Origin of the sequence: Micromonospora sp. NPDC048909 (genome assembly GCF_040649635.1) — a bacterium.
Taxonomy (GTDB): domain Bacteria; phylum Actinomycetota; class Actinomycetes; order Mycobacteriales; family Micromonosporaceae; genus Micromonospora.
This window is the reverse complement of record NZ_JBEZFU010000001.1, coordinates 1,233,591-1,255,691: the sequence shown is the minus strand read 5'-3', so window position 1 is coordinate 1,255,691 and position 22,101 is coordinate 1,233,591. Positions and strand designations below refer to the sequence as shown.

The window sequence follows — 22,101 nt, the reverse complement described above, 5'->3', positions numbered from 1 at the left end:
GGGACCGGCGTCACCCGGCACAGTATCGCCGCCGGCAAGCTTGCCACAGAGATCCGCGCCGCCGGGACCGCGCGCCGGCACCCGACCTGCGGACCACCAGATCGAACCGGGCGTGTAACCATGATCCCTGCGTGCGCCGCCGCGCGCCACCGTCGCTCGTCCCCCAGGAGTACGCGTGCCCGACGCCGGCCCGATCGCCGTGCTTCCGCGCCGCCCGCTCACCGTGGGCGAATTGCTGGACTCGGCGGTCCTGCTGCTGCGCGAACAGGCCCGGATCCTGGTGCCGTTCGCCGCCGTGCTGGCCGTGGGCGAACAGCTCCTGCTGCTGCCCCTCCGGCTCGCCGCCGGCGCGGGCCCGCCGATCTGGTGGTTCGCCAGCGGACACTTCGCCTCGTACTGGCTCCTGCTGGCCGTCGGCGCGGCGACCGAGGCGGTGATCATCACGCTGCTCGGCAACCCGGCCGCCCGGGCCGCCGGCGCGGCGCTGCTCGGCCGCCCCGCCCGTCCCCGCGACGTGCTCCGGCCCGCCGGCGCCCGGTGGGGGTCCACGCTGCTGCTCGCACCGGTGGTCGGCGCCCTGATGCTCACCGCCGCACTGTTCGGGCCGACCTGGTTCGCCGGCTTCGCCCTGCTCGGCGGGCTCGTGCCCGCGCTCGTCGTCGACCGCGTCTCGGCGCCGCGCGCCCTGCCCCGGGCGGCAGCGCTGGCCGTACGCGGCGGGGCCCGGGCCGGGCTGATCCGACTGCTCGGCTATCTCGGTTGGTGGGTGCTCCGGGTCGGACTGGCGACCGGCGCCCTGCTCGGGCTGAACCGGCTCGACCTGCTCGACGCCGGCTGGGCGGTGCCGGGCGCCCTGCTGGTCTGGGCCGGCGTGAACAGCGTCGCGTACCCGGCGCTGGCCTGCCTCGACGCGGTGCTGCACCTGGAGACCCGGATGCGCACCGAGGGCCTGGACATCCTGCTCTCCCGAGCGCCGGCCGGCTCGCCGGAGCCGGTCCTGCGGGCGGCCGGCCGATGAGCTTCAGCCGGTGGTGGACCGAGACCACGGCGGCGCTCGGTGATCACGTGCCGCTGCCGCTGCTGGCGTTGCTGCTGGTCGTCGCCGCAGTGCTGGCCGCGCTGGCCTGGCACACCTTTCCGGCCTGGGTACCCCGCCGGCTGCCCCGGATCCGCCTGCCGCGGATCCGCCGGCCCCGGCTCCCCCGCTTCCGACGCCGGCGGCGCCCCGAGCGCAAGGCCGCCACCGCAACCGAGCCGACTGCGCTCGCGCCGCTGCCGCCGGACACTCCGGGCACCGCACACCTCTCGCTGGCCGACCGGCTCGCCGCGGAGGGCCGCTACGCCGAGGCGGTCCGGGAGCGGCTGCGCGACATGATCGGCGAACTGGTCAGCCGGCAGGTGGTGCCCCGGCAGCCCGGGCTCACCGTGCTCGAGGTCGGCGCGACCGCGGCGCGGAACCGGCCGCCCACCGGCCCTCCGGTCGCGGCCGCCGGCGCGATCTTCGCCGAGCTCTGGTACGCCCAGCGGCCCGCCTCGGCCGAGCACGACCGGCGGATGCGGGAACTCGCTGGCGACCTGCACCGGTTGCTCGCCGAGCCGTCCGCCACCACTGGCGCGCCGGCCGCCGCGCCCGGGCCGGACAGCATGCCCGGGCCGGGTGGCGTACCCGGACCGGACGGCGGCCCGGCCACCGTCCCCGGGCAGCACAGCGGCGGGGCCGACGCCCTCGGCAACGCCGGTGGACCGGCCACCCGGTCCGACCCGGCCGGCGCTCGGGAGGGCCGATCGTGACCGCCGCACCGCAGACCGCCGCCCGATCGACCACCGCGGGCTCCGCCGCGCCGCGCCCCATGCCGGCCCGTCCACGACGTCGCTGGTACCGGATCGCCGTGCCGTTCGGGCTGGTCGCCGCGCTGATCGCCACCAGCCTGATCACCCGGGCGGTGGACCGGCCCGACCCCGACGACCCGGGCTACCTCTCGCCGGTGGAGACCAGCGGGCACGGTGGCAGCCGGCTGGCCGACGCCCTGCGCCAGCGCGGAGTCACGGTGCAGCGGGAGACCGATCTCGTGCCCGCGCTGCTGGCCACCCGCGCCGGGCCCACCACCCTCTTCGTGCCCGCCCCCGACCTGCTGCACCCGGACACCCTGGGCGGGCTGAGCACGCTGCCCACCGGCACCCGGCTGGTGCTGGTGGACCCGTCCCGACGGGTGCTGGCCGGCGCCGCCGTGCCGTTGCGCCGGACCGACCGGCGCTGGACCACCAAGGTGGTCGGTCCGGAGACCGCCGGGCGAGCCTGCCCGCTGACCGAGCTGGGCGCGGTGCGCCAGGCCGCGGCCGCGCGCCAGCGGTACGCGTCCGGCGGCGTCGCCGACCTCTGTTTCGCGGCCGGGCTGGCCCGGCTGCCCGGTGCCGCCGAGACCGTGGTGGTGGGCGCCGACGACCCGTTCCGCAACGACCGGATCGACGAGCCCGACAACCGGGAACTGGCCACCGCCCTGCTCGGGGTGCGCGGCCGGGTGCTCTGGCTGGATCTGGACGGTCCCGCCCCACCCCCGCCGGGCGCCCCCGGCACCGCGGGTCAGCCGAGCGAGACGTCCGACCCCGGCGACTCCCCCGTCGAGGAGCCGGGCAGCGGCACCCCGAACCCCCGGCCCGGCGCACCGGGCAGCGGCTCCGACGACTCGTCGAGCGGAGGCGGCGAAAACGGCGAGAACTCGGCCGGCAGCGCGGACCAGGACCAGCCGAACCCGCTCTGGGCCGCCTTCCCACCGTGGTTCTGGGCACTGCTCGCGCAGCTCGCGCTGGCGCTACTGCTGGCCGTGCTCTGGCGGGCCCGCCGGCTCGGAGCGCCGGCACCCGAACCGCTGCCGGTGACCGTACGGGCCGCCGAGACGGTCCTCGGTCGGGCCCGGCTCTACCGCCAGGCCGGCGCGCGTGGACCGGCGGCCCGGACGCTGCGGGCCGCCACCCTGACCCGCCTGCTGCCCCGGCTGAACCTGCCGGTGGACACGCCGCCGGACCGGGTGGCCGCAGCCGTCGCCGCCCGCACCGGCGACGGCCCGGGTGAGACCGAGGAACTGCTGTACGGCGCCGACCCGGACACCGACCGGCAGCTACTGGATCTGGCCCGGTCGCTGGACCGGATCGTCCGTACCGTCGTCGACGTCCCGCCCGACCGTGCGCACCCCGCCGAACCGCCACGAACCGACCCGACCGAAGGAGGACCCCGGTGACCCGACCCGCCGGAACCACCGAGCTGCCGCACATCGGCCCCGACGACGCGCGCGCCGCCCTGCACCGGCTGCGGGCCGAGGTCGGCAAGGCGGTCGTCGGCCAGGACGCGGTGGTCACCGGGTTGGTGATCGCCCTGCTCTGCCGGGGGCACGTGCTGCTGGAGGGCGTACCGGGGGTGGCCAAGACGCTGCTGATCCGCACCGTGGCCACCGCGCTGGACCTGGACTCGAAGCGGGTGCAGTTCACCCCCGACCTGATGCCCGGCGACGTCACCGGCTCGCTGATCTTCGACCCGCACACCGCCGCGTTCACCTTCCGCGAGGGCCCGGTCTTCACCAACATCCTCCTCGCCGACGAGATCAACCGGACCCCGCCGAAGACCCAGTCGGCGCTGCTGGAAGTGATGGAGGAGCGGCAGGTGTCGGTGGAGGGCGGACGGCGCCCGCTGCCCGACCCGTTCATCGTGGCCGCCACCCAGAACCCGATCGAGTACGAGGGCACCTACCCGCTGCCCGAGGCGCAGCTCGACCGGTTCCTGCTCAAGCTCACCGTGCCGCTGCCCAGCCGGGAGGAGGAGCTGGGGGTGCTCCGCGCCCACCACGCCGGCTTCGACCCGCGCAACCTGGCCGCGGCCGGCGTACGACCGGTGGCGACCGCGGCGGACCTGGCCGCCGCCCGGGCGGGGGTCGGCGGGGTACACGTCGCCGAGCCGCTCCTCGGTTACCTCGTGGACCTCTGCCGGGCCACCCGCAGCACCCCCGCCCTGGAGTTGGGCGCCTCGCCGCGTGGTGCCACCGCGCTGCTGAACACCGCCAAGGCGTGGGCCTGGCTGGCCGGGCGGGACCACGTGGTTCCCGACGACGTGAAGGCGGTGGCCCGGCCCGCCCTGCGGCACCGGCTCCGGCTGCGGCCGGAGGTGGAGCTGGAGGGCGTCGGGGTCGACGCGGTACTGGACACGGTGCTCGCCACCGTGCCGACGCCGCGATGACATGGCGGGCGGCGGTGCTGCTGGCGGTCGGGGCGCTGACCCTGCCGCTCTGGCCGTCGCCGTTCGCCGGGGTGCTGCTGATGACCGGCGGCGTGCTGCTGCTGGTGGCGGTGGACCGGCTACTGGCGGTCCCGCCGGCGAAGCTGACCGCGCAGCGCGAGGGCGAGCGGGTGGTCCGCCTCGGCGGCACCGCGACGGTCACCCTCCGGATCGACAACCCCTCCCCGCGTACGCTGCGCGCCCAGGTGCGCGACGCCTGGGTGCCGTCGGCCGGCGCCCGCCCGGACATCCCGCCGCACCGGATCGTCACGGTGCCCGCGGGCGGCACGCTGCTGCTGCCCAGCCGGCTCACTCCGACCCGGCGCGGCGACCGGGCCGCCGCCGCGCTGACCGTCCGCTCGTTCGGCCCGCTGCGGCTGGCGTTCCGCCAGCGCGCCGGCCGGCCCGCCACGCCACCGTGGACCCTGCGGGTGCTGCCCCGGTTCGACTCCCGACGGCATCTGCCGGAGAAGCTGGCCCGGCTGCGGGTGATCGACGGCACCCAGGTCAGCCGGGGACGCGGCCAGGGCACCGAGTTCGACACGCTGCGCGAGTACGTGGTCGGCGACGACGTGCGGTCGATCGACTGGCGGGCCAGCGCCCGGCAGGCGGACGTGCTGGTGCGTACCTGGCGGCCGGAGCGGGACCGACGGCTGGTCTGCGTGCTCGACACCGGCCGTACGTCGGCGATCCGGGTCGGCGACGAGCCCCGACTGGACACCGCCATCGACGCGGCCCTGCTGCTCACCGCGCTCGCCGCCCGGGCCGGCGACCGGGTCGACCTGCTGGCCGCGGACACCGCGGTCCGGGCCACCGTCACCGGCACCGGCCGACCGGCGCTGCTTCCCCGGCTGGTGCACGCGCTCGCCCCGCTCCAGCCGGCGCTGGTCGAGACGGATTTCGAGCTGATCGCCGGTGAGGTGCTCCGCCGGCAGCGCCAGCGCAGCCTGGTGGTGCTCTTCACCGCGCTGGAGGCGGGCGCGCTCGGCGAGGGGCTGCTGCCGGTGTTGCCCCGGCTGGCCGCCCGGCACCGGGTGCTGATCGCGGCGACCCACGACCCGGTGCTGTCGGCGTTGACCGCCGGCACGCCGACCCGACCGGAGGACGCCTACGCCGCGGCGGCCGGCTGGCGGGCGCTGGCCGAGCGGGACCGGGTCCGCAGCGCCCTGGCCCGGCACGGCGTCACGGTGGTCGACGCCCCGGCCGGCGCCCTGGCCACCACCCTCGCCGACACCTACCTACGCCTCAAGGCCCTCGGCCAGCTCTGACCGACCGATCCGTTGATCATGAGGTTAGCGGCGGCCCGGGAGATCGAACACGCCGTCAACCTCATGATCAACGGGGGTCGGCTGGGTGGGGTGGGGGGTGGAGGTGGCGCGGTGGCCGAGGATGAGGACGTACGCGAGAAAGGCGAGCCAGACGGCGGCGCCGCAGGCCACCCGGAGCGCGATCGGCACCGGCGCCGGGGTGATGAACGCCTCGACGAACGCGGAGACCGCGAAGAGCCCGACCAGGCCCACGGCGACCAGGATCGCGGAGCGCCCGGCCCGGGCCACCGCCTGGCCCCGGCTCAGCTCGGCCGGCGGCGCGATCCAGGCCCAGGCCGTCTTCAACCCCACCCCGGCCGCCACGAACACCCCGGTCAACTCCAGCAGGCCGTGCGGGGTGATCAGGCCGAAGAAGACGTCCGCCCGGCCGTAGGAGGTCATTACGCCGCCGACCACGCCGATGTTCAGCGCGTTCTCCCAGAGCAGGTAGAAGACCGGCACGATCAGCACCCCGGACGCCAGGCACTGGGCAGCGATCCAGGCGTTGTGCGTCCAGAGGTGGAAGGCGAAGGTCGGTGCGGAGAACTCGGTGTAGTAACCGGCGAACCCGGAGTCGACCAGCTCCGCCGCGGCCTGCTCGCCGATGAACGCGCCGGCGGTGTCCGGGTTGTTCGCGACGAACCAGATCAGGAAGAAGCTGAGCAGGCTGAACGCGGTCGCCACCCCGCACCACCAGGGCCAGGCACGGTAGACCGCACCGGGGAAGCCGACCAGCAGAAAGCGGGTGACCGCCGCCCAGGAGGGGCGGGACCGGCCGGTGAGCCGGGCCCGGGCCCGCAGCACCAACTGGGAGAGCTGGTTGACCAGCGCCGGATCGGGCGACCGGCTGCGCAGCGCGGAGAGCTGAGTGGTCGCGCGTTGATAGAGCACGACCAGCTCGTCGACGTCGGCGGCGTCAAGATGGCGGCGCTTGCACAGCTCCTCCAGCCGCCGCCACTGGCCACCGTGCTCCGCGACGTACGCGTCGAGATCCACGCCCCACCCCCGTCCCGGCGATCATAGTGTTCACTGTCGGGGTGAGCGCGCAACCACCATCGCCCGCCGGCACCCGGGCAGCCGCCCGGGCGGTCGCCGAAAGCGACGCCGGGCTGGTCAGCGGCGAGGCCGTCGAGCTGGACATCCGGGCCGCCCGACTCGGTTCCCGGGTGCTCGCCCTGCTGCTCGACGTGCTGTGCCAGCTGGGTCTCGCGCTGGTGCTCGCCATGCTGGCGGGGCTCGTCTTCGCGGCCCTGCCGATCGAGCTGGTCGACGCCGCGATCACCGGTGCGACCGGCACGATCGCGCTGATCCTGGTGCTGGTCGGCTACCCGGTGCTCTTCGAGCGGTTCGCCGGCGGGCGCACCCCGGGCAAGTTCGCGGTCGGCCTGCGGGTGGTCAGCGCCGACGGCAGCCCGGTCGAGCTGCGGCAGTCACTGACCAGGGCCCTGGTGGGGGTCGCCGTCGAGTGGCCCGGCCTGGTGCTGCCACTGCTCAGCTGGGTGGCCGGGGTGACGGTGATGCTGACCGACCGACGCGGCCGTCGGCTCGGCGACCTGGTGGCCGGCACGCTGGTCATCCACACCCGCACCGCAGCCGTGTGGCGACCGGTCCCGACCGCCGTACCGCCGCTGGTCAGCTGGGCCTACACGCTGGACCTGACCCGGCTCGACGACGACCTGGCGCTCGCCGCCCGGCACTATCTGGCCCGGGTGCACCAGCTCGTCGAGCCGGATCGGACCCGGCTGGCCCGGGGCCTCTGGACCGAGGTGGCCGCGGTGACCACCCCACCCCCGCCCCTGGCCGCGTCGGAGACCGTCTACCTGGCCGCGGTCCTCGGCGAGCGGCACCGCCGGGCGACCCACCGGATGCGCCGTACCCGCGCGGTGACCGCGGCGCTCTGGCCGGAGCTGATGCCCACCCCGCCGGCCGAGCCGATCCGCCCGGCCGCGCCGGAGGCGGCCACACCGGCCGCAACGCCACCGGCGCCACCGGCAGAGGCCGGCCCGCCGGTGCTGCGGCCGTCGACCACCCCCGCGCCGCCGACCCAGGCCGGCCCCGCGGTGGTACGACCCGCGAGCGCGACCGCCGAGCGACCCGGCACCTGAGCGTCGGGCACGCGGCCCCGCCTCACTGCCGGGGCAGGTCGACAGCGTCCAGCCACCCGACTCCAGCGGGGGCAGGGCTCAGGCGAAGAGCGTGCGCCCCCAGTGGTCGCCGCCGTCCCGGACCCCGGGCGGGCAGGCGAAGAGGCCGCTGGAGACGTGCCGCAGGTACTCGTTCAGCACGTCGTGCCGGGCCAGCTGGGTCTGGATCGGCACGAACTGCTTGCGCGGGTCGCGCTGGTAGGCGATGAAGAAGAGCCCGGCGTCCAGCCGCCCCAGGCCGTCCGAGCCGTCCACGAAGTTGTAGCCGCGGCGCAGCAGGTGCGCGCCGTTGTTCCGGCTGGGGTGCGCCAGCGTGACGTGCGCGTGCTCGGCGATCCGCGGCTGCCCGTCCTCGCCCTTCGCGGCGAAGTCCGGCTCCTCGAACTCGTCTCGCTGCCCGAGCGGCGCGCCGCTGCCCTTGGCCCGGCCGATGATCTCCTCCTGCTCGGCCAGCGAGGTCCGGTCCCAGGTCTCGACCAGCATCCGGACCTTGCGGGTGACCAGGTACGACCCGCCGGTCATCCACTCCGGCCCGTCGCCCGCCGGCACCCAGAGCTGGTCGGCGAGCAGGTCGCCGTCCTCGGCCTTCAGGTTGGCGGTGCCGTCCTTGAAACCGAAGAGATTGCGCGGGGTGGCCTGGTCACGGGACGTGGACGAGGTCCGGCCGAAGCCGAGCTGTGACCAGCGCACGCTCACCACGCCCATGCCGATCCGGGCCAGGTTGCGGATCGCGTGCACCGCCACCTGCGGGTCGTTGGCGCACGCCTGGACGCAGAGGTCTCCGCCGGAGATCTGCGGCTGCAACGCGTCACCCGGGAACCGGGGCAGGTCCGCCAGGGCGGCGGGGCGCCGGTCGGCGATGCCGAACCGGTCCCGGCCCTGGGCGTCCCGGAAGAGCGTCGGCCCGAAGCCGATGGTCAACGTGAGCTGCGACGGCGGCAGGCCGAGCGCCTCACCGGTGTCGTCCGGTGGCGCCTCCGGAATGCCGCCGACCGCGCCGAGCACGCCGGCGTCCCGGCCGGCGGTCATCCGGGCGGCGGCCGCCGTCCACTCCTGGAGCAGCTCGACCAGGCGGGCCCGGTCCTTGGTGATGACGTCGAACGAGACGAAGTGGAGCCGGTCCTGGGCCGGCGTGACGATGCCGGCCTGGTGTTCGCCGTGGAACGGCACCGCGCCCGCGGCATGGTCGCTGGCCGCGGCGTGCTCCGCCGGGCCACGGGTCAGCGCGCCGGCGCCGACCGCGACTCCGGCCACACCGGCCACCCCGGCGCCGGCGAGCGTGATCGCTCGGCGCCGGGACACCCTGCTCCCGCTCATCGACTCCCCCTGTCCACGGTCACCGGGCGACGACCGCCGCGACCTTGCTGATCGGCTCGGCGAGCGCGTTGATGCCGTCGGAGAGCTCCTTGAGCTCGGTCTTGCTCAACGCGGTGTGCAGCTTCCAGCCGTCGCCGGCCCGGTGCTTGCCGAGCAGCGCCTCGACGTTGGCGAATTCGGTGTCGAGCTGCTTGACCAGGTCGGGCGAGCGCTGCTCCAGCGCGGGCCGCAGGGCGGAGATGGCCGCCTTCGAGCCCTCCAGGTTGGCGCTGAAGTCCCAGAGGTCGGTGTGCGAGTAGCGGTCCTCCTCGCCGGTGATCTTGCCGGTGGCCACCTCGTCGAGCAGCTCCTTGGCGCCGTTGGCGAGCTGGAGCGGGGAGAGCTTCTCGGCGTTGGCCTTGCTCACGATCTCCTTGACGTCGACCAGCAGCCGGTCGGCGATCGGGCCGTCCTTGCTGATGTCGCCGGTCGTCCAGAGGTCCTTCTCGATCCGGTGGAAGCCGGTGAACTCCATCCCCTCCTCGATGACCTCCTCGCGGCCGTCGATCTTGGGGTCGAGGTCGCCGAAGATCTCGGCGACCGGTTCGATCCGCTCCCAGTAGGTCCGGGCGACCGGGAAGAGCTCCTTGGCCTTCGCCACGTCCCCGCCCTTGACCGCGCCGACGAACTCCTCGGTCTTCTCCAGCAGGGCGGTCGTCTGGCTCTTGACGTAGCGCTGGTAGCTCTCGGTGGCACCAGCGAGCGCGGCGTCCTCGGTCAACGGCGCGGCCGATCCGCTGACCTTCAACGCGCCCCGGATGCCCTTGCCGCTCATCCCGGGCTTGCAGGCCGTCTCGTACGTGCCGGCGGGCAGCTCGACGTGCAGCTCGCGGCTGAGCCCGGGGGCGATGTTCTCCACCTCGCCCATGACCCGGTCACCACTCGCGTAGACGTAGAACTCGGTCACCTTGCCGCCGGAGTTCGTGATCTTGAAGGTGGCCGTCCCGGCGTTCAGATCGGTGTCGCCGACGTCGCAGGCGGTGTCACTGGCCTTGACCACGATCGGGCCACCGGCCGCGGCCGGGCCCCCCTCGTCGCTGTCGGAGCACGCGGCGACGCCGGCCGAGGCCAGCACGCCGACGGCGGCCAGCGCCAGGAAACGGGTGGTACGCATCTGTTGAGTTCTCCTCGTCAGGTCAGGCACGGTGCGGCGCGGACGCCGGCTCGTCGGTGTCGGCCTCGGTCCGGGTGCCCGTCTCGGGCGCGGCCTCGCGGTCGGTGTCGGCCTGCGGCGCGGGCTTGCTGTCGGCACCCGCCTTCAGCGCGGCGTTGCTGTCGGCGCCCGCCTGCGGCGCGGGCTCACTGTCCGCGGCGGCCTGCGGCGCGGCCTTGGGGGCGGTCGCCGCCGCTCGGCGGGTCGGGCGCAGGAAGACAACCAGGACCGGCACCGCGTAGGCGACCCAGGCGATCGTCTCGAGCACCGTGGGCGCGGCGGTGATGTTGAACATCCCGGCCAGCAGGGCCGCGTACCAGGTGCTGGGGTCGAGCACGGTGGTGATGTCGAAGGCCAGGTTGTTCAGGCCGGGCAGGACGCCGGCCTCCTGGAAGTCGTGCACGCCGTACTTGAGGATGCCGGCGGCGACCAGGATCAGCAGCGCGCCGGTCCAGGTGAAGAAGCGGGACAGGTTGATCCGCAGGGCGCTGGCGTAGAGCAGCCCGCCGATCACCACGGCGGTGGCGATACCGCCGATCAGCGCGAGCAGCGGTCCGGTGTCGCCGGCCGCGCCCTGGGCCGCCGAGTAGAAGATGAGCGCCGTCTCCAGCCCCTCCCGGATCACCGCGAGGAAGGCCATGCCGGCCACCGCGAGGGAGCCGACCGCGAGTGCTTCGCTCAGCTTGCCGCGCAGCTCGCCGGCGATGGACCGGGCCGCCCGGCGCATCCAGAAGATCATCCAGGTGACGAACACGACGGCCGCGACGGAGGTCACCGCCTCGAACAGCTCGCGGTCCTCGGAGCGGGCCAGCAGCGTGGTGGAGGTGTACTCGATCAGCCAGCCGAAGAGCACCGAGAGCGCCACCGCCAGCCCGACGCCGGCCCACACCTGGGGCAGCCGGTCCCGGCGCTGCGACTTCACCAGGAACGCGACCAGGATGCTGACCACCAGGGTCGCTTCCAGGCCCTCGCGCAGGCCGATCAGATAGGTGGCGAACATCGGAGCTCCGGGTCGTTAGGTACGCCTCAGCTAACTTAGGGCAGCCACACCTTCCTCCTGACCAGAGGGGCTCGTCAAGTCGTTCATGAGCAACACCACCCGTCCGCGCGACGACTGACGGCGGCCGCTCACGGTGGCCGCTCACGGAGGCCGCTCAAGGTGGCCGGTCGCGGGCGGGCAGCGAGTTGGTGAGCTGTGGCAGGATCCGGCACGGCCCCTACCGCAGACAGGACGACCGTGCCCGACGATCTGTTCACCCCCACCATCGCGCCGGCCGACTACCAGACGAGACGCAAGCCGTGGCGCCCGCAGTCGCTGCTGGTGCCGGCGATCCTCGGCGGCCCGACCGCGGTCACCGTGCTCGCGCTCCTCAACGGCGCCCGGCTAGGCCTTACCCGCCGGGCGGTGCTGACCGTGCTCGGCGCCGGCCTGGCCGCGCTGATCGCCCGGATCGTGGTCACCGTGACGCTGCTCCCCGATGCCAACGCCCGGCCGGCCCGGCTGGTCGGGTCGCTCGCCGGCGCGCTGGTCTGGCTGGCCGTCTCGGCCACCCAGAAGACCCGGTTCCGGGCGTACGAGCTGCGCGGCGGCGAGCCGGCGTCGCTCTGGCTGCCCGGCATCGCCGCGATCCTGCTCCTCGGCTTCCTCGAGGGCGCGCTGGTCCTGCTGGTCGATCGCGGATGACCGCACCCGACCTGGCGCTCTCCCGGGCCGCCCACCTGCTCGAGGTGAACCGGGCCGACGCCGCCCTGGAGGAACTCGCCCGGCTCCCCGCCGACGTCGCCCTCGGGGCGCCCGCGTTCCGGCTGCGCGCCGCCGCCTTCACCGACCTCGACCGGTGGGACGACGTGGTGGCCACCGCTCGGCAGGGGCTGGCCGAGCTCGGGCCGGACGCCGAGCTGCTCGGCCGCCTCGGCCTGGCGCTGCGGCACCGCGGCGAGTACGGCCCGGCCGAACGGGCGCTGCTCGACGGGCTGACCATCACCCCCGAGAGCCCGTGGCTGCTCTGCCAGTACGCCGACCTCTGCACGGCGGTGGGTCAGACCGACAAGGCGGATCAGCTGCTCGCCCGGGCCGCCGCGCTCGCCCCGGAGTCGCCGGCGGTGTTCGCGTCCCGCTTCCAGCTGGCGTACACCCGGGGCGACGACCGGGCGACGGAGCAGATCGCCCGGGAGTTCCTCGGTGTCTGGCCGGAGCACCCGGCGGCGCTCGCGCTGCACGGCCTGGCCGCCGCCCAGCGCGGCCGGATGGACGCCGCGCACCGGTCCTTCGGGCAGGCGGTGGCGCATGATCCGGCGGACGTGGACGCCGCCAACGCCGCCTGGGAAGCCCGGGTGCTGGCCCATCCGCTGCTGCTGCCGCTCCGCCCGCTGCACCGGTGGGGGATGCTGCGCACCTGGCTGGTGGCGGTGACCGTGATGGTCGGGCTCAACCTGGCCGGGCTGGATCTGCTCGCCGGGCTGGCCGGCCTGCTCTGGATCGCCTACTGCGTCTACTCGTGGACGGCTCCCGCCCTGGTCCGCCGGCTGGTACGCGGACGGTGGCGGTCGTGAAGGGCTTCGGGCCGTGGCTGGCGGTCCTCGCGGTGATCCTCCTGCTGAGCGCCCTGCGGCTGCGGGCGCTGGCGACCGCGGTGTCGCTGGCCTGGCTCGCCTGGTGCGTCTGGACCTGGATCCGCCCCCGGCGCCGCTCCGGCCCGCACTGATCGGCCGGATACGACGAACGGGCCGGCCGCACCCGCGGCCGGCCCGTTCGGACGTCGATCAGTAGCGGTAGTGCTCGGGCTTGAAGGGGCCCTCCACCGAGACGCCGAGGTAGTCGGCCTGCTCCTTGGAGAGCGTGCTCAGCTTGGCGCCGAGCGCGTCGAGGTGCAGACGGGCGACCTTCTCGTCCAGCGCCTTCGGCAGCACGTAGACGCCGATCGGGTAGTCCTCGGTCTTGGTGAAGAGCTCGATCTGGGCGATCGTCTGGTTCGAGAACGAGTTCGACATGACGAAGCTCGGGTGCCCGGTGGCGTTGCCCAGGTTCAGCAGCCGGCCCTCGGAGAGCACGATGATCGCGTGGCCGTCGTCGAAGCGCCAGAGGTCGACCTGCGGCTTGATGTTCTCCCGCGTGACGTCCGAGCGCTTGGCCAGGCCGGCCATGTCGATCTCGTTGTCGAAGTGGCCGATGTTGCCGACGATGGCCTGGTGCTTCATCCGGGCCATGTGCTCGTTGGTGATGACGTCGTAGCAACCGGTCGCGGTGACGAAGATGTCGGCCTGCTCGACCACGTCGTCCAGGGTGGCGACCTGGTAGCCGTCCATCGCGGCCTGGAGCGCGCAGATCGGGTCGACCTCGGTCACCACGACCCGGGCGCCCTGGCCGCGCAGCGACTCGGCGCAGCCCTTGCCCACGTCGCCGTAGCCGAGCACGACGGCCATCTTGCCGCCGATCAGCACGTCGGTGGCCCGGTTGATGCCGTCGATCAGCGAGTGCCGGCAGCCGTACTTGTTGTCGAACTTGCTCTTGGTCACCGCGTCGTTGACGTTGATGGCCGGGAAGAGCAGCGTGCCGGCGCGGTGCATCTCGTAGAGCCGGTGCACGCCGGTGGTGGTCTCCTCGGTGACGCCCTTGATGGTGGACGCGACCCGGGTCCAACGCTGCCCGTCCTCGGCGAGCGTGCGGTGCAGCAGGCCCAGGATGACCGCGTACTCCTCGGAGTCGGCGGACTCGACCGGCGGCACGACGCCCGCCTTCTCGAACTCGACGCCCTTGTGGACCAGCAGGGTCGCGTCACCGCCGTCGTCGAGGATCATGTTCGGGCCCTGGCCGTCCGGCCAGGTGAGCACCTGCTCGGTGCACCACCAGTACTCCTCGAGCGTCTCGCCCTTCCAGGCGTAGACCGGGACACCGGCGGGCGCGTCCGGCGTGCCCTCCGGCCCGACGGCGATCGCCGCGGCGGCGTGGTCCTGGGTGGAGAAGATGTTGCAGGACGCCCACCGGACCTGCGCGCCGAGCGCGACCAGGGTCTCGATGAGGACGGCCGTCTGGATGGTCATGTGCAGCGAACCGGTGATCCGGGCGCCGGCCAACGGCTGGGCGTCGGCGAACTCACGGCGGATCGCCATCAGGCCGGGCATCTCGTGCTCGGCGAGCCGGATCTCCTTGCGCCCGAACTCGGCGAGCGACAGATCCGCCACCTTGTAGTCGCCCTCGGCGACGGTGCTCGGCCGGGCCTCGGACGGCGTCCCGCTGGACACCGGGAGGGTGCTGGTCATGAAAGCTCCTGTCGGACGATGTGCTGCGCGACCCTCCACCTTACGCGCGCCGAGCGGCGGTGGCCCGGGCCGGTCGTCGACGCGGGGACTGGTGGCGGACAGCGCACGGGGCGGTCGGTTGTGAACGGTCTCCCGCCCACCACCCGGCCGCCCCGTGCATCCCCCCGGTTTGGTTCCCCGCACGTTCTCGGACCGTCGTCGCGATAACGCTGCGTACTCATAGAGTCACACTGCGCGAGCTACCCGTCAAGCTATTTCGGGAAAGTCGGACTTGCCGCTACGGCGACGGCGGCGTTCAGTGCAGGCCGGAGGAGGCGACGTACGCCTCGCCGGACCCACTGATCCGCACCGGACCGCCCGACGCGCCACCGATCGCCGCCTGGCCCGAGGCGAGCGTCAACGCGCCCGACCCGTCGTCCACCGTCACCGAGCCGCTCGCGCAGAGCACCACCCGGGGACCGGCCACCGTCAGCTCCGCAGTCGGCACCTCGGTGCCCACCGTGACCCGGTGCAGCGCGAAGTCGTCCACCGGCACCGGCCAGCAGTCCACCCCGGCACTCACCCGGCGCGCCGTACTCACCGGCTCGTCGAGCACCTCGAAGCGCAGCACCCGCAGCAACTCGTCGACGTCCACCCGCTTCGGCGTCAGGCCGCCGCGCAGCACGTTGTCACTGGCCGCCATGATCTCCACGCCGGTGCCGCGCAGGTAGGCGTGCAGGTTGCCGGCCGGCATCCAGATCGCCTCACCGGGCTTCAGCCGCACGTGGTTGAGCAGGAGCGCGACCAGCACCCCCGGATCGGCCGGATAGCTGGCGGCCAGCTCGCGGGCCAGCGCCGCGTCCGGCCCGTCGGCCGGCGCCGCGACCACCGCCGCCACCAGCCCGGCCCGCTCCTGCTGCGGCCAGGTCAACAGCGTGCGTACCGCCGTGCGCAGCCCCGCCGTGCCGGACCGCAGCGCGGCCACGACCGGCTCCAACGCCGGCACGCCGAACGCGGCGAGCGCCGCCGCGGACGCCGCCGGGTCGCGGAAACCGCAGAGCGCCTCGAAATCCGAGAGCGCGACCAGCAGCTCCGGCTTTGGGTACGGGTCGACGTAGTTGCGCTCCCCGGCCGGGCGCGCCAGGTCGGCGGCGTGCCCGGCCCGGGCCTGCTTGGCGTCCGGGTGGGCCTGCAGACTCAGCGCCGCGTCGGCGGCGAGCACCTTGAGCAGGAACGGCAGCCGGGGGCCGAACCGGTTGACGGCGCGGTCGCCGAGCCAGAGTTCCGGCTCGGCGGCCAGCACGTCGGTCAGGCTCACCCGAGCGCCGGCGCGCTCGATCGAGGCCGGGGCGCCCGGGTGCGCACCGAGCCAGAGCTCCGCCTCGGGCCCGTCACTGGGCACGGGACGCCCCTGCAGGGCGGCGATGGCGGAGCGGGAGCCCCAGGCGTAGTCCCGGATCGGGCCGTGTAGCAGTTCCACCTGTCAGCTCCCGGGCCGTCCGGCCGCCTCGTCCGACGCGTCCTGCGGTGCGGCGGTCGACGAGGCGGACCCGTTGCCCTCGCGGGCGGCGTCGGCACGGTAGATGTCCGGCTCCAGGTAGATGACCCGGGCGGTCGGCACCGCGGCGCGGATCCGCGCCTCGACGGCGTCGATGCCGGCCGCCAACTCCTCGGCGGTCTCGCACTGCGGCACGCCGATCTTCGCGGCCACCATCAGCTCCTCCGGCCCGAGGTAGAGCGTCTTCATGTGGATGATCCGCTCCACCTCGGGGCCCTCGGTCACGGCCCGTTCGATGGCAGCCAGGTCGTGCGCCTCCGCGCCCTCGCCGAGCAGCAGGCTCTTGGTCTCGATGGCGAGCACCACGGCGATGGTCACCAGCAGCACGCCGATCATCGCGGTGCCGGCCGCGTCCCACTCACCGTTGCCGGTGACCAGCGTCATGCTGACGCCGAAGAGGGCGAAGACCAGACCGACCAGCGCGCCGAAGTCCTCCAGCAGCACCACCGGCAGCTCGGGGGCCTTGGCCCGGCGGATGAACTTCACCCACGACTGGCTGCCCCGGATGTGGTTGGACTCCTTGATCGCCGTCCGGAAGGAGAACGACTCCATCACGATCGCCACCACCAGCACGGTCACCGGCACCCACTGCCAGGATTCGATCCCGTGCGGGTCGTGCCACTTGTGGTACGCCTCGTAGAGCGCGAACAGTCCACCGACGCTGAACAGCACGATGGAGACGATGAAGGCATAGATGTAGCGCTCCCGGCCGTAGCCGAAGGGATGCTGCGGGGTTGCCTCGCGCTTGGCCCGCTTGCCGCCGAGCAGCAGCAGACCCTGGTTGCCCGAGTCGGCGACCGAGTGGATCGCCTCCGCCAGCATCGACGAGGAACTGGTCAGCAGGAACGCGACGAACTTGGTGATGGCGATGCCGACGTTGGCCAGCAGGGCGGCGACGATCGCCTTGTTCCCGCCGCTCGCGCTCACGCCACCGCTCCGCTTCGCCGTGCGGCGCGGCCCGCGTCCAGCGCTCCGTGCCGCTCGCTGCGTTCGTTCACTGGTTCGACAGCTCCTTCATCTCGGTGATGGCCGGTACCGCCATCGGGTCCAGCCCGTGGGCCAGGGCAAGGTAGATCGAGGTGAAGTCCGGGACGGCGATCAGCGAGGCGAGCCGCTCCAGCGCGGAGCCGCCCTCGGCGGTCACCACGTCGCAGCGCACCCCCCGCCGCTCGGCCAGCGTCTGCACCGCGTCCGCACGGCGTTCCTCGACCGCCAGCGGCTCGTCGGTGTCGTCCTCCGCGTTCAGTCCGCCGTCGCGCAACAGCACCAGCCGTAGCCGGGTCGCGTCGCTGGTGTCCTCGTCGGGGTCGGAGAAGATGTCCCGCTCCCCCTCGACCAGGCCGCCGAAGACGCCGTCGAGCAGCCCCACCCGCCCCCGGCCGGCCTCGCCCAGCGCCCCGGTCACCACCGGGTAGCGGGCGTTGGCCGAGAGGGTGTCGCCGAACCGGCGGGCCGCGACCGTGGCCAGCGGCGACGAGCCCCAGACGATCGGGATGGAGCCGGACAGGCCGAGGGCGAGCGACTTGGCCGGGTTGACGAAGGACTCCGCGGTGGGCCGGCTCCGGTCGGCGTCCGCGTCCAGCCGGGCCGCCGTCTCGGCGAGGTCCGCCTCGTTGACCTTGACCAGCCCGAGCGAACGGGCGGCGAGCAGCACCGGGACGGTGAGCGCCCAGAGGCTGGCCCGGGCCGGCGCGCGCCGGGGCACCGGGATGAAGGGGGCGCGGGCCCGCTCGGCGACCGACTGCAGCTGCGAGTCGGGCGCACCGACGGCGACCAGTCGTGCGCCCCGCCGGTGCGCCGCCTCGGCGGCGCCCAACGCCTCGGGGCTGCGACCGGAGGCGCTCACCGCGATGACCACGTCGGCGGCGCCGACCCAGCCGGGCACGCCGGCGCTGCGGTGCGCGATGACCGGCACCGGGCAGCGCGGTCCGGCGACGGTGGCGAGCACGTCCCCGGTGCGTCCGGCGGTGCCGATCCCGGCGATCACCACGGCCCGGGGCCGCCCGTCGTCGGCGAGCACCCCGAGGTTCGCCTCGGCGGCCAGCGCCGCCGACTCGCGCACCTGCGCGCCGGCGGAGGCGGTGTGCCGCAGCATGCCGCCCGGGTCGCGCTCGGCCAGCGCGGCGGCGTCGTCGAGCAGGGCCTCGTCGGCGTTGCGGTTACCGCTGACCCCGGCCGTACCGTCGATCACGGCTGCTGCCCGGGACCGCCGCGCGCCTCGTCCAGCAGCAGCACCGGCACGTCGTCGCGGACCTCGAAAATCCGGCCGCACTCCGTGCAGGTCAGCGTCTGCGCCGCTGCGTCGTAGTCGAGCGGTGCGTGGTGCGTGTCCGGACAGGCCAGTATCTCGAGCAACTGCGGATCCAGGGCCACGGCGCGGCTCCTTCCACGTGTGCGGGCTTCAGCCGTCGGCGGTGCCGGCGGCGCAGGCGATCTTATCGGCGAACCCGGTCGAGCACCTCGTCGCGGAGAGAGATCATCCGCGCCTGGGTGGGCGCCTCGACGTTGAGCCGCAGCAGCGGCTCGGTGTTGGAGGCACGCAGGTTGAACCACGCGCCGTCCGGGAAGCGAAGGGTGAGCCCGTCCATCTCGTCGGCCTCGGCGTCCGGGTAGGCGGCGCGTACGTCGCGCACCGTGCCGGCCTGGTCGGCGACCGTCGAGTTGATCTCGCCGGAGGCGACGTAACGCTCGTACTCGCCGGCCAGCACCGAGAGCGGCAGCGACTGCTCGCCGAGCGCGGCAAGGGTGTGCATGGCGGCGAGCATGCCGGTGTCGGCGAACCAGAAGTCCCGGAAGTAGTAGTGCGCCGAGTGCTCGCCACCGAAGATCGCGTTGGTGCGGGCCATCTCCGCCTTGATGAAGGAGTGCCCCACCCGGGCGACCACCGGCTCTCCGCCGTGCTCGCGGATGATCTCCGGGACGGCGCTGGAGGTGATCAGCCCGTGGATGACGGTGGAACCGGGGTGCTTGGCCAACTCCCGGGAGGCGACCAGGGCGGTGATCGCCGACGGCGAGACCGGCTCGCCCCGCTCGTCCACCACGAAGCAGCGATCGGCGTCGCCGTCGAAGGCCAGCCCGATCTCCGCGCCGTGCTCGACCACCGCCCGCTGCAGGTCGACCAGGTTCGCCGGGTCCAACGGGTTGGCTTCGTGGTTGGGGAAGCTGCCGTCCAGCTCGAAGTAGAGCGGCACGATCTCCAGCGGCAACGGCGCGAGCGCGGCGTCGCCGAGCACGCTCGGCACCGTGAAGCCGCCCATCCCGTTGCCGGCGTCGACCACCACCCGCAGCGGCCGGATACCCGAGAGGTCGACCAACTTACGCAGGTACGCCGCGTAGTCGGGGAGCATGTCCCGGCGCTCGGCCGGGCGGTGCGGCTCGCCGGCCGGGCGGGACTCGCCCTTGTCCAGCAGCGCCTGGGCCCGGTCGCGAATCTCCGCGAGCCCGCTGTCCTGCCCGATCGGCCGGGCGCCGGAGCGGCACATCTTGATGCCGTTGTACTGCGCCGGGTTGTGGCTGGCGGTGAACATCGCCCCGGGCAGGTTGAGCGAGCCGGAGGCGAAGTAGAGCAGGTCGGTGGAGGCGAGGCCGATCTCGATGACCGAGCGCCCCTCGGCGCGGACGCCGGCGGCGAACGCGGCGGCCAGCCCGGGCGAGGTGGCCCGCATGTCGTAGCCGATGACGACGGCGTCGCCGGGCTCGTCGGTGGCGTTGAGCAGCTGGGTGAAGGCGGCTCCGAGGGCTTCGGCGGCCCGCTCGTCCCACTGGTCCGGCACCGTCCCTCGGACGTCGTACGCCTTCACAACCTGGGACAGATCAGACACCGGTTCTACTCCTTGGGTGCAGGTCGGCAAGCACCCTGAGCGTATCGGAGCGCACCGGCTACGCCTCGCTCAGCCGGGGAGCCGGGGCATGAAGACCGTGTGGTCGCCCCCCTGGGCGGGCGGCGGCGGACCGCCCGGAAGCCCGGGCGCCGGCGGCGCCGAACTCGGTGCAGCCGGCGAGCCGGTCGGCGCGGCGGGGCCGGGCTGGGCGGGGAGCCGGGCACCCGGCTGCTCGGGCAGCGCACGGGTCGGGTCCGGCGGTCCGGCCGGCGGGGCGCCGTAGACGCCGCCGTCCGGTGCGGCGGCCGGCGGGGCACCGTAGACGCCGCCGCCCGACCGCGGGGGCGGCGCGCCGTACGTCCCGCCGGGGACGGGCGGCTGGCCGTACACCTGGCTGGGCCTGCCGAGCGCGGCCGAGGGGCCACCGGCGGAGCGGTAGGTGGTGCCACCCGGGTTCCCCGGCAGCGGCATCCCCGGCTCGTCGGCCGAGGCCTTGTCCGCCCGGGACCGTCGGACCAGGAAGACGATCAGCAACGCCCCGACGGCGACCAGGGCGATGCCGAAGAACATCACCGGGGAGAGGCCGCTGGACTCCTCGGCGGCGGTGGTGTCGGGGCCGCCGGTCGGTTCGGCGAGCGCGGCCGGGGTGGTGCCGGCGTCGGCAGCGGCCGCGGTGGCCACCGGGCTCGGCGTGGGCGACGGCTTCTTCGACGGGGTCGGGGAGGCGCTGGCGCGCTTGTTCACCACCCGGGACGAGGCGGCGCCCCGGCCGAGCTCCCGTCCGGTCGCGGTGGTCGCCTCGCCGATCACGGTGAGCCGACCGTCCGGTGCGCCGGCCGCGAAGCCGACCCGGTACCGGACGGTGATGCCCTTGCCCTTGCAGAGGGTCGGCTTCGCCGGCGAGGTCTGCTGCGTGGTCACCGCGCCGTCGCCGCCGCCGGAGGGCACCGGGAACCAGCGTCCGCCGTAGTTGACCTGGACCGTGACCTGGTTCGCGGCGAGACCGGAGAGGCGCAGCCCGAGCGAGGTACGCAGCATCACGCAGCCGTCGGTGCGCTTGCGCACCTCCACATTCACCCCCTGTGCGGAGCCGCCGGCGTTGAAACTGCTGGCGGAACGCACCCGCACCGAGTCCTCGTCGGCCTGCGCCGGAGACGCGCCGAGCGCGACCAGGCCGACCAGCAATGCGCAGACCGCCGCGAACCGCGCCGCGTGCCGACGTATCGCCATGACCACCTCGCCGTCTCTCCGCCCCGGGGTGGGGTCCGCCGGTCAGGCTACTACCGCCCCACCTGGCCCACCGGTCATAGAGCGCCCCGGATGTGCGCCGCATTACCCTCCTGGCGGCCCGTCCACTCCGGCTTGCGTCCGGTCCCGGCCGGCGGCTTCCCGTCCGCCGGCCTCTCGCGTGGCGGCCTCCTGGGTGGCGGCAGCCCGCCTGGCTTCCTGCGCGGCGGCGTCCCGGGTGGAGGCCGCTTGCGCGGCGGCGAGGGCGTCGCGTTCCTGGGCGGCGGCGAGGGCGTCGCGGCACAACCGGTCGGCGGCGCGGGTGGTCTCCGGCAACCGGTAGCGGGGGGTCAACGCGAGCACCTGGTCGGTGGCGTTCGCCAGGCTCATCCGGTGTCCGACGCTGACGAAGACCGGCTTCACCCCGGCGCGCGTCCGCAACACCCGACCCACCACCTCATCGCCGTCGCGCAGCGGCGACCAGGCACCCCGTTCGGCCGCCGGCGGTGTCCAGGCACCGATCAGCGGCGTCTTCCCGACCCCGATCGCCGGCAGACCGGTGACCACGCCCAGGTGGCAGGCGAGCCCGAACCGGCGTGGGTGAGCCAGCCCGTGCCCATCGCAGACCAGCAGGTCGGGCCGGGTGCTCAGCCGGTCCAGCGCGGCGAGCAGCGCGGGCAGCTCCCGGAAGGCGAAGAGCCCCGGGACGTACCCGAAGGCGGGCCGCCCGACGCTCACCGCCTCATCGACGACGTCGAGCGTGCGGGCGTCGAGCACGGTCACGGCCGCGGCCAGGAGGTCACCGCTCTCGGCGTACGCGACATCAAGCCCGGCCACCGTCGCGGGCGCGGCCGGGCCGGGCCCCACCAGATCGACCCGGGGGCGCAACTCCTCCTGTACGGCGATCGCCTCCGCCACGCTGCGCGGCCCGCCGCGACCCGCCGTCACGGCTGCCCGGCTCGCCTCCGGCGGCTGGCTCTGCGGGTGGTTCACCGAGGCCGGCTCCCGCCGGGTCGATCGGTGGCCGGAATC

The 22,101-nt window shown here is 74.4% G+C and carries 20 protein-coding genes and 1 pseudogene; 9 read left to right on the top strand and 12 right to left on the bottom strand.

Annotated features, from left to right (window positions below):
- Nucleotides 1-175: 175 nt before the first annotated feature.
- Genes AB0C04_RS06020 through AB0C04_RS06000 form a run of 5 tightly spaced genes read left to right on the top strand, consistent with a single transcriptional unit; the run spans nt 176 to nt 5,532 of the window.
- The gene (locus tag AB0C04_RS06020) at nt 176-1,018 is read left to right on the top strand and encodes a hypothetical protein (RefSeq protein WP_357048925.1); all 843 of its coding nucleotides are present in this window, start codon (nt 176-178) and stop codon (nt 1,016-1,018) included.
- A complete protein-coding gene (locus AB0C04_RS06015; RefSeq protein ID WP_357048922.1) occupies nt 1,015-1,791 on the top strand; it encodes a DUF4129 domain-containing protein in 777 nt (258 codons plus the stop codon). Before AB0C04_RS06020 ends, AB0C04_RS06015 begins: the two co-directional genes overlap by 4 nt.
- Nucleotides 1,788-3,236, top strand: coding sequence for a DUF4350 domain-containing protein (locus AB0C04_RS06010; RefSeq protein ID WP_357048919.1), 1,449 nt, complete (start codon nt 1,788-1,790; stop codon nt 3,234-3,236). Before AB0C04_RS06015 ends, AB0C04_RS06010 begins: the two co-directional genes overlap by 4 nt.
- Nucleotides 3,233-4,225, top strand: a complete 993-nt coding sequence (locus AB0C04_RS06005; protein ID WP_357048916.1) for a MoxR family ATPase — start codon at nt 3,233-3,235, stop codon at nt 4,223-4,225. Before AB0C04_RS06010 ends, AB0C04_RS06005 begins: the two co-directional genes overlap by 4 nt.
- A complete protein-coding gene (locus AB0C04_RS06000; RefSeq protein WP_357048913.1) occupies nt 4,222-5,532 on the top strand; it encodes a DUF58 domain-containing protein in 1,311 nt (436 codons plus the stop codon). The genes AB0C04_RS06005 and AB0C04_RS06000 overlap by 4 nt, the downstream gene beginning before the upstream one ends.
- 24 nt (nt 5,533-5,556) lie before the next feature.
- Here the strand turns inward: AB0C04_RS06000 and AB0C04_RS05995 are convergent, their stop codons facing one another.
- Nucleotides 5,557-6,567: a stage II sporulation protein M gene (locus AB0C04_RS05995; RefSeq protein ID WP_357048910.1), complete on the bottom strand. Its 1,011-nt coding sequence runs from the start codon at nt 6,565-6,567 to the stop codon at nt 5,557-5,559.
- A gap of 41 nt (nt 6,568-6,608) precedes the next feature.
- Between AB0C04_RS05995 and AB0C04_RS05990 the strand changes: the two genes are divergently transcribed.
- Nucleotides 6,609-7,676: an RDD family protein gene (locus tag AB0C04_RS05990; protein ID WP_357048907.1), complete on the top strand. Its 1,068-nt coding sequence runs from the start codon at nt 6,609-6,611 to the stop codon at nt 7,674-7,676.
- A gap of 78 nt (nt 7,677-7,754) precedes the next feature.
- Here AB0C04_RS05990 and efeB read toward each other — a convergent pair whose 3' ends face one another.
- Genes efeB through efeU form a run of 3 tightly spaced genes read right to left on the bottom strand, consistent with a single transcriptional unit; the run spans nt 7,755 to nt 11,224 of the window.
- Nucleotides 7,755-9,032 carry an iron uptake transporter deferrochelatase/peroxidase subunit gene (gene efeB / locus AB0C04_RS05985; RefSeq protein ID WP_357048904.1) on the bottom strand — a complete coding sequence of 426 codons (1,278 nt, stop codon included), beginning with the start codon at nt 9,030-9,032 and terminating at the stop codon, nt 7,755-7,757.
- A gap of 19 nt (nt 9,033-9,051) precedes the next feature.
- Entirely contained in the window at nt 9,052-10,185 is a 1,134-nt protein-coding gene (efeO, locus tag AB0C04_RS05980) for an iron uptake system protein EfeO (RefSeq protein WP_357048901.1), read from the bottom strand.
- A gap of 22 nt (nt 10,186-10,207) precedes the next feature.
- Complete coding sequence (gene efeU / locus AB0C04_RS05975) at nt 10,208-11,224, bottom strand: iron uptake transporter permease EfeU (RefSeq protein ID WP_357048898.1); 1,017 nt, start codon at nt 11,222-11,224, stop codon at nt 10,208-10,210.
- Nucleotides 11,225-11,461: 237 nt separating this feature from the next.
- Here efeU and AB0C04_RS05970 point away from each other — a divergent pair, with 237 nt between their 5' ends.
- From AB0C04_RS05970 to AB0C04_RS05960, 3 genes are read left to right on the top strand one after another with little or no spacing between them, the layout of a single operon-like run.
- Nucleotides 11,462-11,908 carry a hypothetical protein gene (locus AB0C04_RS05970; RefSeq protein ID WP_357048894.1) on the top strand — a complete coding sequence of 149 codons (447 nt, stop codon included), beginning with the start codon at nt 11,462-11,464 and terminating at the stop codon, nt 11,906-11,908.
- Nucleotides 11,905-12,777 carry a hypothetical protein gene (locus AB0C04_RS05965; protein WP_357048890.1) on the top strand — a complete coding sequence of 291 codons (873 nt, stop codon included), beginning with the start codon at nt 11,905-11,907 and terminating at the stop codon, nt 12,775-12,777. Before AB0C04_RS05970 ends, AB0C04_RS05965 begins: the two co-directional genes overlap by 4 nt.
- Nucleotides 12,774-12,929 carry a hypothetical protein gene (locus AB0C04_RS05960; RefSeq protein ID WP_357048887.1) on the top strand — a complete coding sequence of 52 codons (156 nt, stop codon included), beginning with the start codon at nt 12,774-12,776 and terminating at the stop codon, nt 12,927-12,929. Before AB0C04_RS05965 ends, AB0C04_RS05960 begins: the two co-directional genes overlap by 4 nt.
- 58 nt (nt 12,930-12,987) lie before the next feature.
- Here AB0C04_RS05960 and ahcY read toward each other — a convergent pair whose 3' ends face one another.
- The 8 genes and pseudogenes from ahcY to nfi all read right to left on the bottom strand — a co-directional run.
- Nucleotides 12,988-14,484, bottom strand: a complete 1,497-nt coding sequence (gene ahcY / locus AB0C04_RS05955; RefSeq protein WP_357048884.1) for an adenosylhomocysteinase — start codon at nt 14,482-14,484, stop codon at nt 12,988-12,990.
- A gap of 295 nt (nt 14,485-14,779) precedes the next feature.
- Nucleotides 14,780-15,943, bottom strand: a complete 1,164-nt coding sequence (manA, locus tag AB0C04_RS05950; RefSeq protein ID WP_357048881.1) for a mannose-6-phosphate isomerase, class I — start codon at nt 15,941-15,943, stop codon at nt 14,780-14,782.
- A gap of 3 nt (nt 15,944-15,946) precedes the next feature.
- Nucleotides 15,947-16,948, bottom strand: a complete 1,002-nt coding sequence (locus tag AB0C04_RS05945; RefSeq protein WP_357048877.1) for a cation diffusion facilitator family transporter — start codon at nt 16,946-16,948, stop codon at nt 15,947-15,949.
- A 67-nt stretch (nt 16,949-17,015) separates the two neighbouring features.
- Nucleotides 17,016-18,212 carry an SIS domain-containing protein gene (locus tag AB0C04_RS05940; protein ID WP_357048874.1) on the bottom strand — a complete coding sequence of 399 codons (1,197 nt, stop codon included), beginning with the start codon at nt 18,210-18,212 and terminating at the stop codon, nt 17,016-17,018.
- Entirely contained in the window at nt 18,209-18,394 is a 186-nt protein-coding gene (locus AB0C04_RS05935; RefSeq protein ID WP_350868887.1) for a Trm112 family protein, read from the bottom strand. Before AB0C04_RS05935 ends, AB0C04_RS05940 begins: the two co-directional genes overlap by 4 nt.
- A 62-nt stretch (nt 18,395-18,456) precedes the next feature.
- The gene (locus tag AB0C04_RS05930; RefSeq protein ID WP_357048870.1) at nt 18,457-19,842 is read right to left on the bottom strand and encodes a phosphomannomutase/phosphoglucomutase; all 1,386 of its coding nucleotides are present in this window, start codon (nt 19,840-19,842) and stop codon (nt 18,457-18,459) included.
- 69 nt (nt 19,843-19,911) lie between these two features.
- Entirely contained in the window at nt 19,912-21,072 is a 1,161-nt protein-coding gene (locus tag AB0C04_RS05925; protein ID WP_357048867.1) for a hypothetical protein, read from the bottom strand.
- Nucleotides 21,073-21,354: 282 nt separating this feature from the next.
- Nucleotides 21,355-22,017: pseudogene (nfi, locus tag AB0C04_RS05920) on the bottom strand (deoxyribonuclease V); the annotation flags it as partial.
- Between the last annotated feature and the right edge of the window lie 84 nt (nt 22,018-22,101).

Excerpts from the sequence above, each read along its gene's own strand:
- AB0C04_RS06015 (WP_357048922.1), top strand. The coding sequence starts at position 1,015 with ATGAGCTTCAGCCGGTGGTGGACCGAGACCACGGCGGCGCTCGGTGAT.
- AB0C04_RS06000 (WP_357048913.1), top strand. The coding sequence starts at position 4,222 with ATGACATGGCGGGCGGCGGTGCTGCTGGCGGTCGGGGCGCTGACCCTG.
- efeB (WP_357048904.1), bottom strand. The coding sequence starts at position 9,032 with ATGAGCGGGAGCAGGGTGTCCCGGCGCCGAGCGATCACGCTCGCCGGC.
- efeO (WP_357048901.1), bottom strand. The coding sequence starts at position 10,185 with ATGCGTACCACCCGTTTCCTGGCGCTGGCCGCCGTCGGCGTGCTGGCC.
- efeU (WP_357048898.1), bottom strand. The coding sequence starts at position 11,224 with ATGTTCGCCACCTATCTGATCGGCCTGCGCGAGGGCCTGGAAGCGACC.
- AB0C04_RS05965 (WP_357048890.1), top strand. The coding sequence starts at position 11,905 with ATGACCGCACCCGACCTGGCGCTCTCCCGGGCCGCCCACCTGCTCGAG.
- ahcY (WP_357048884.1), bottom strand. The coding sequence starts at position 14,484 with ATGACCAGCACCCTCCCGGTGTCCAGCGGGACGCCGTCCGAGGCCCGG.
- AB0C04_RS05925 (WP_357048867.1), bottom strand. The coding sequence starts at position 21,072 with ATGGCGATACGTCGGCACGCGGCGCGGTTCGCGGCGGTCTGCGCATTG.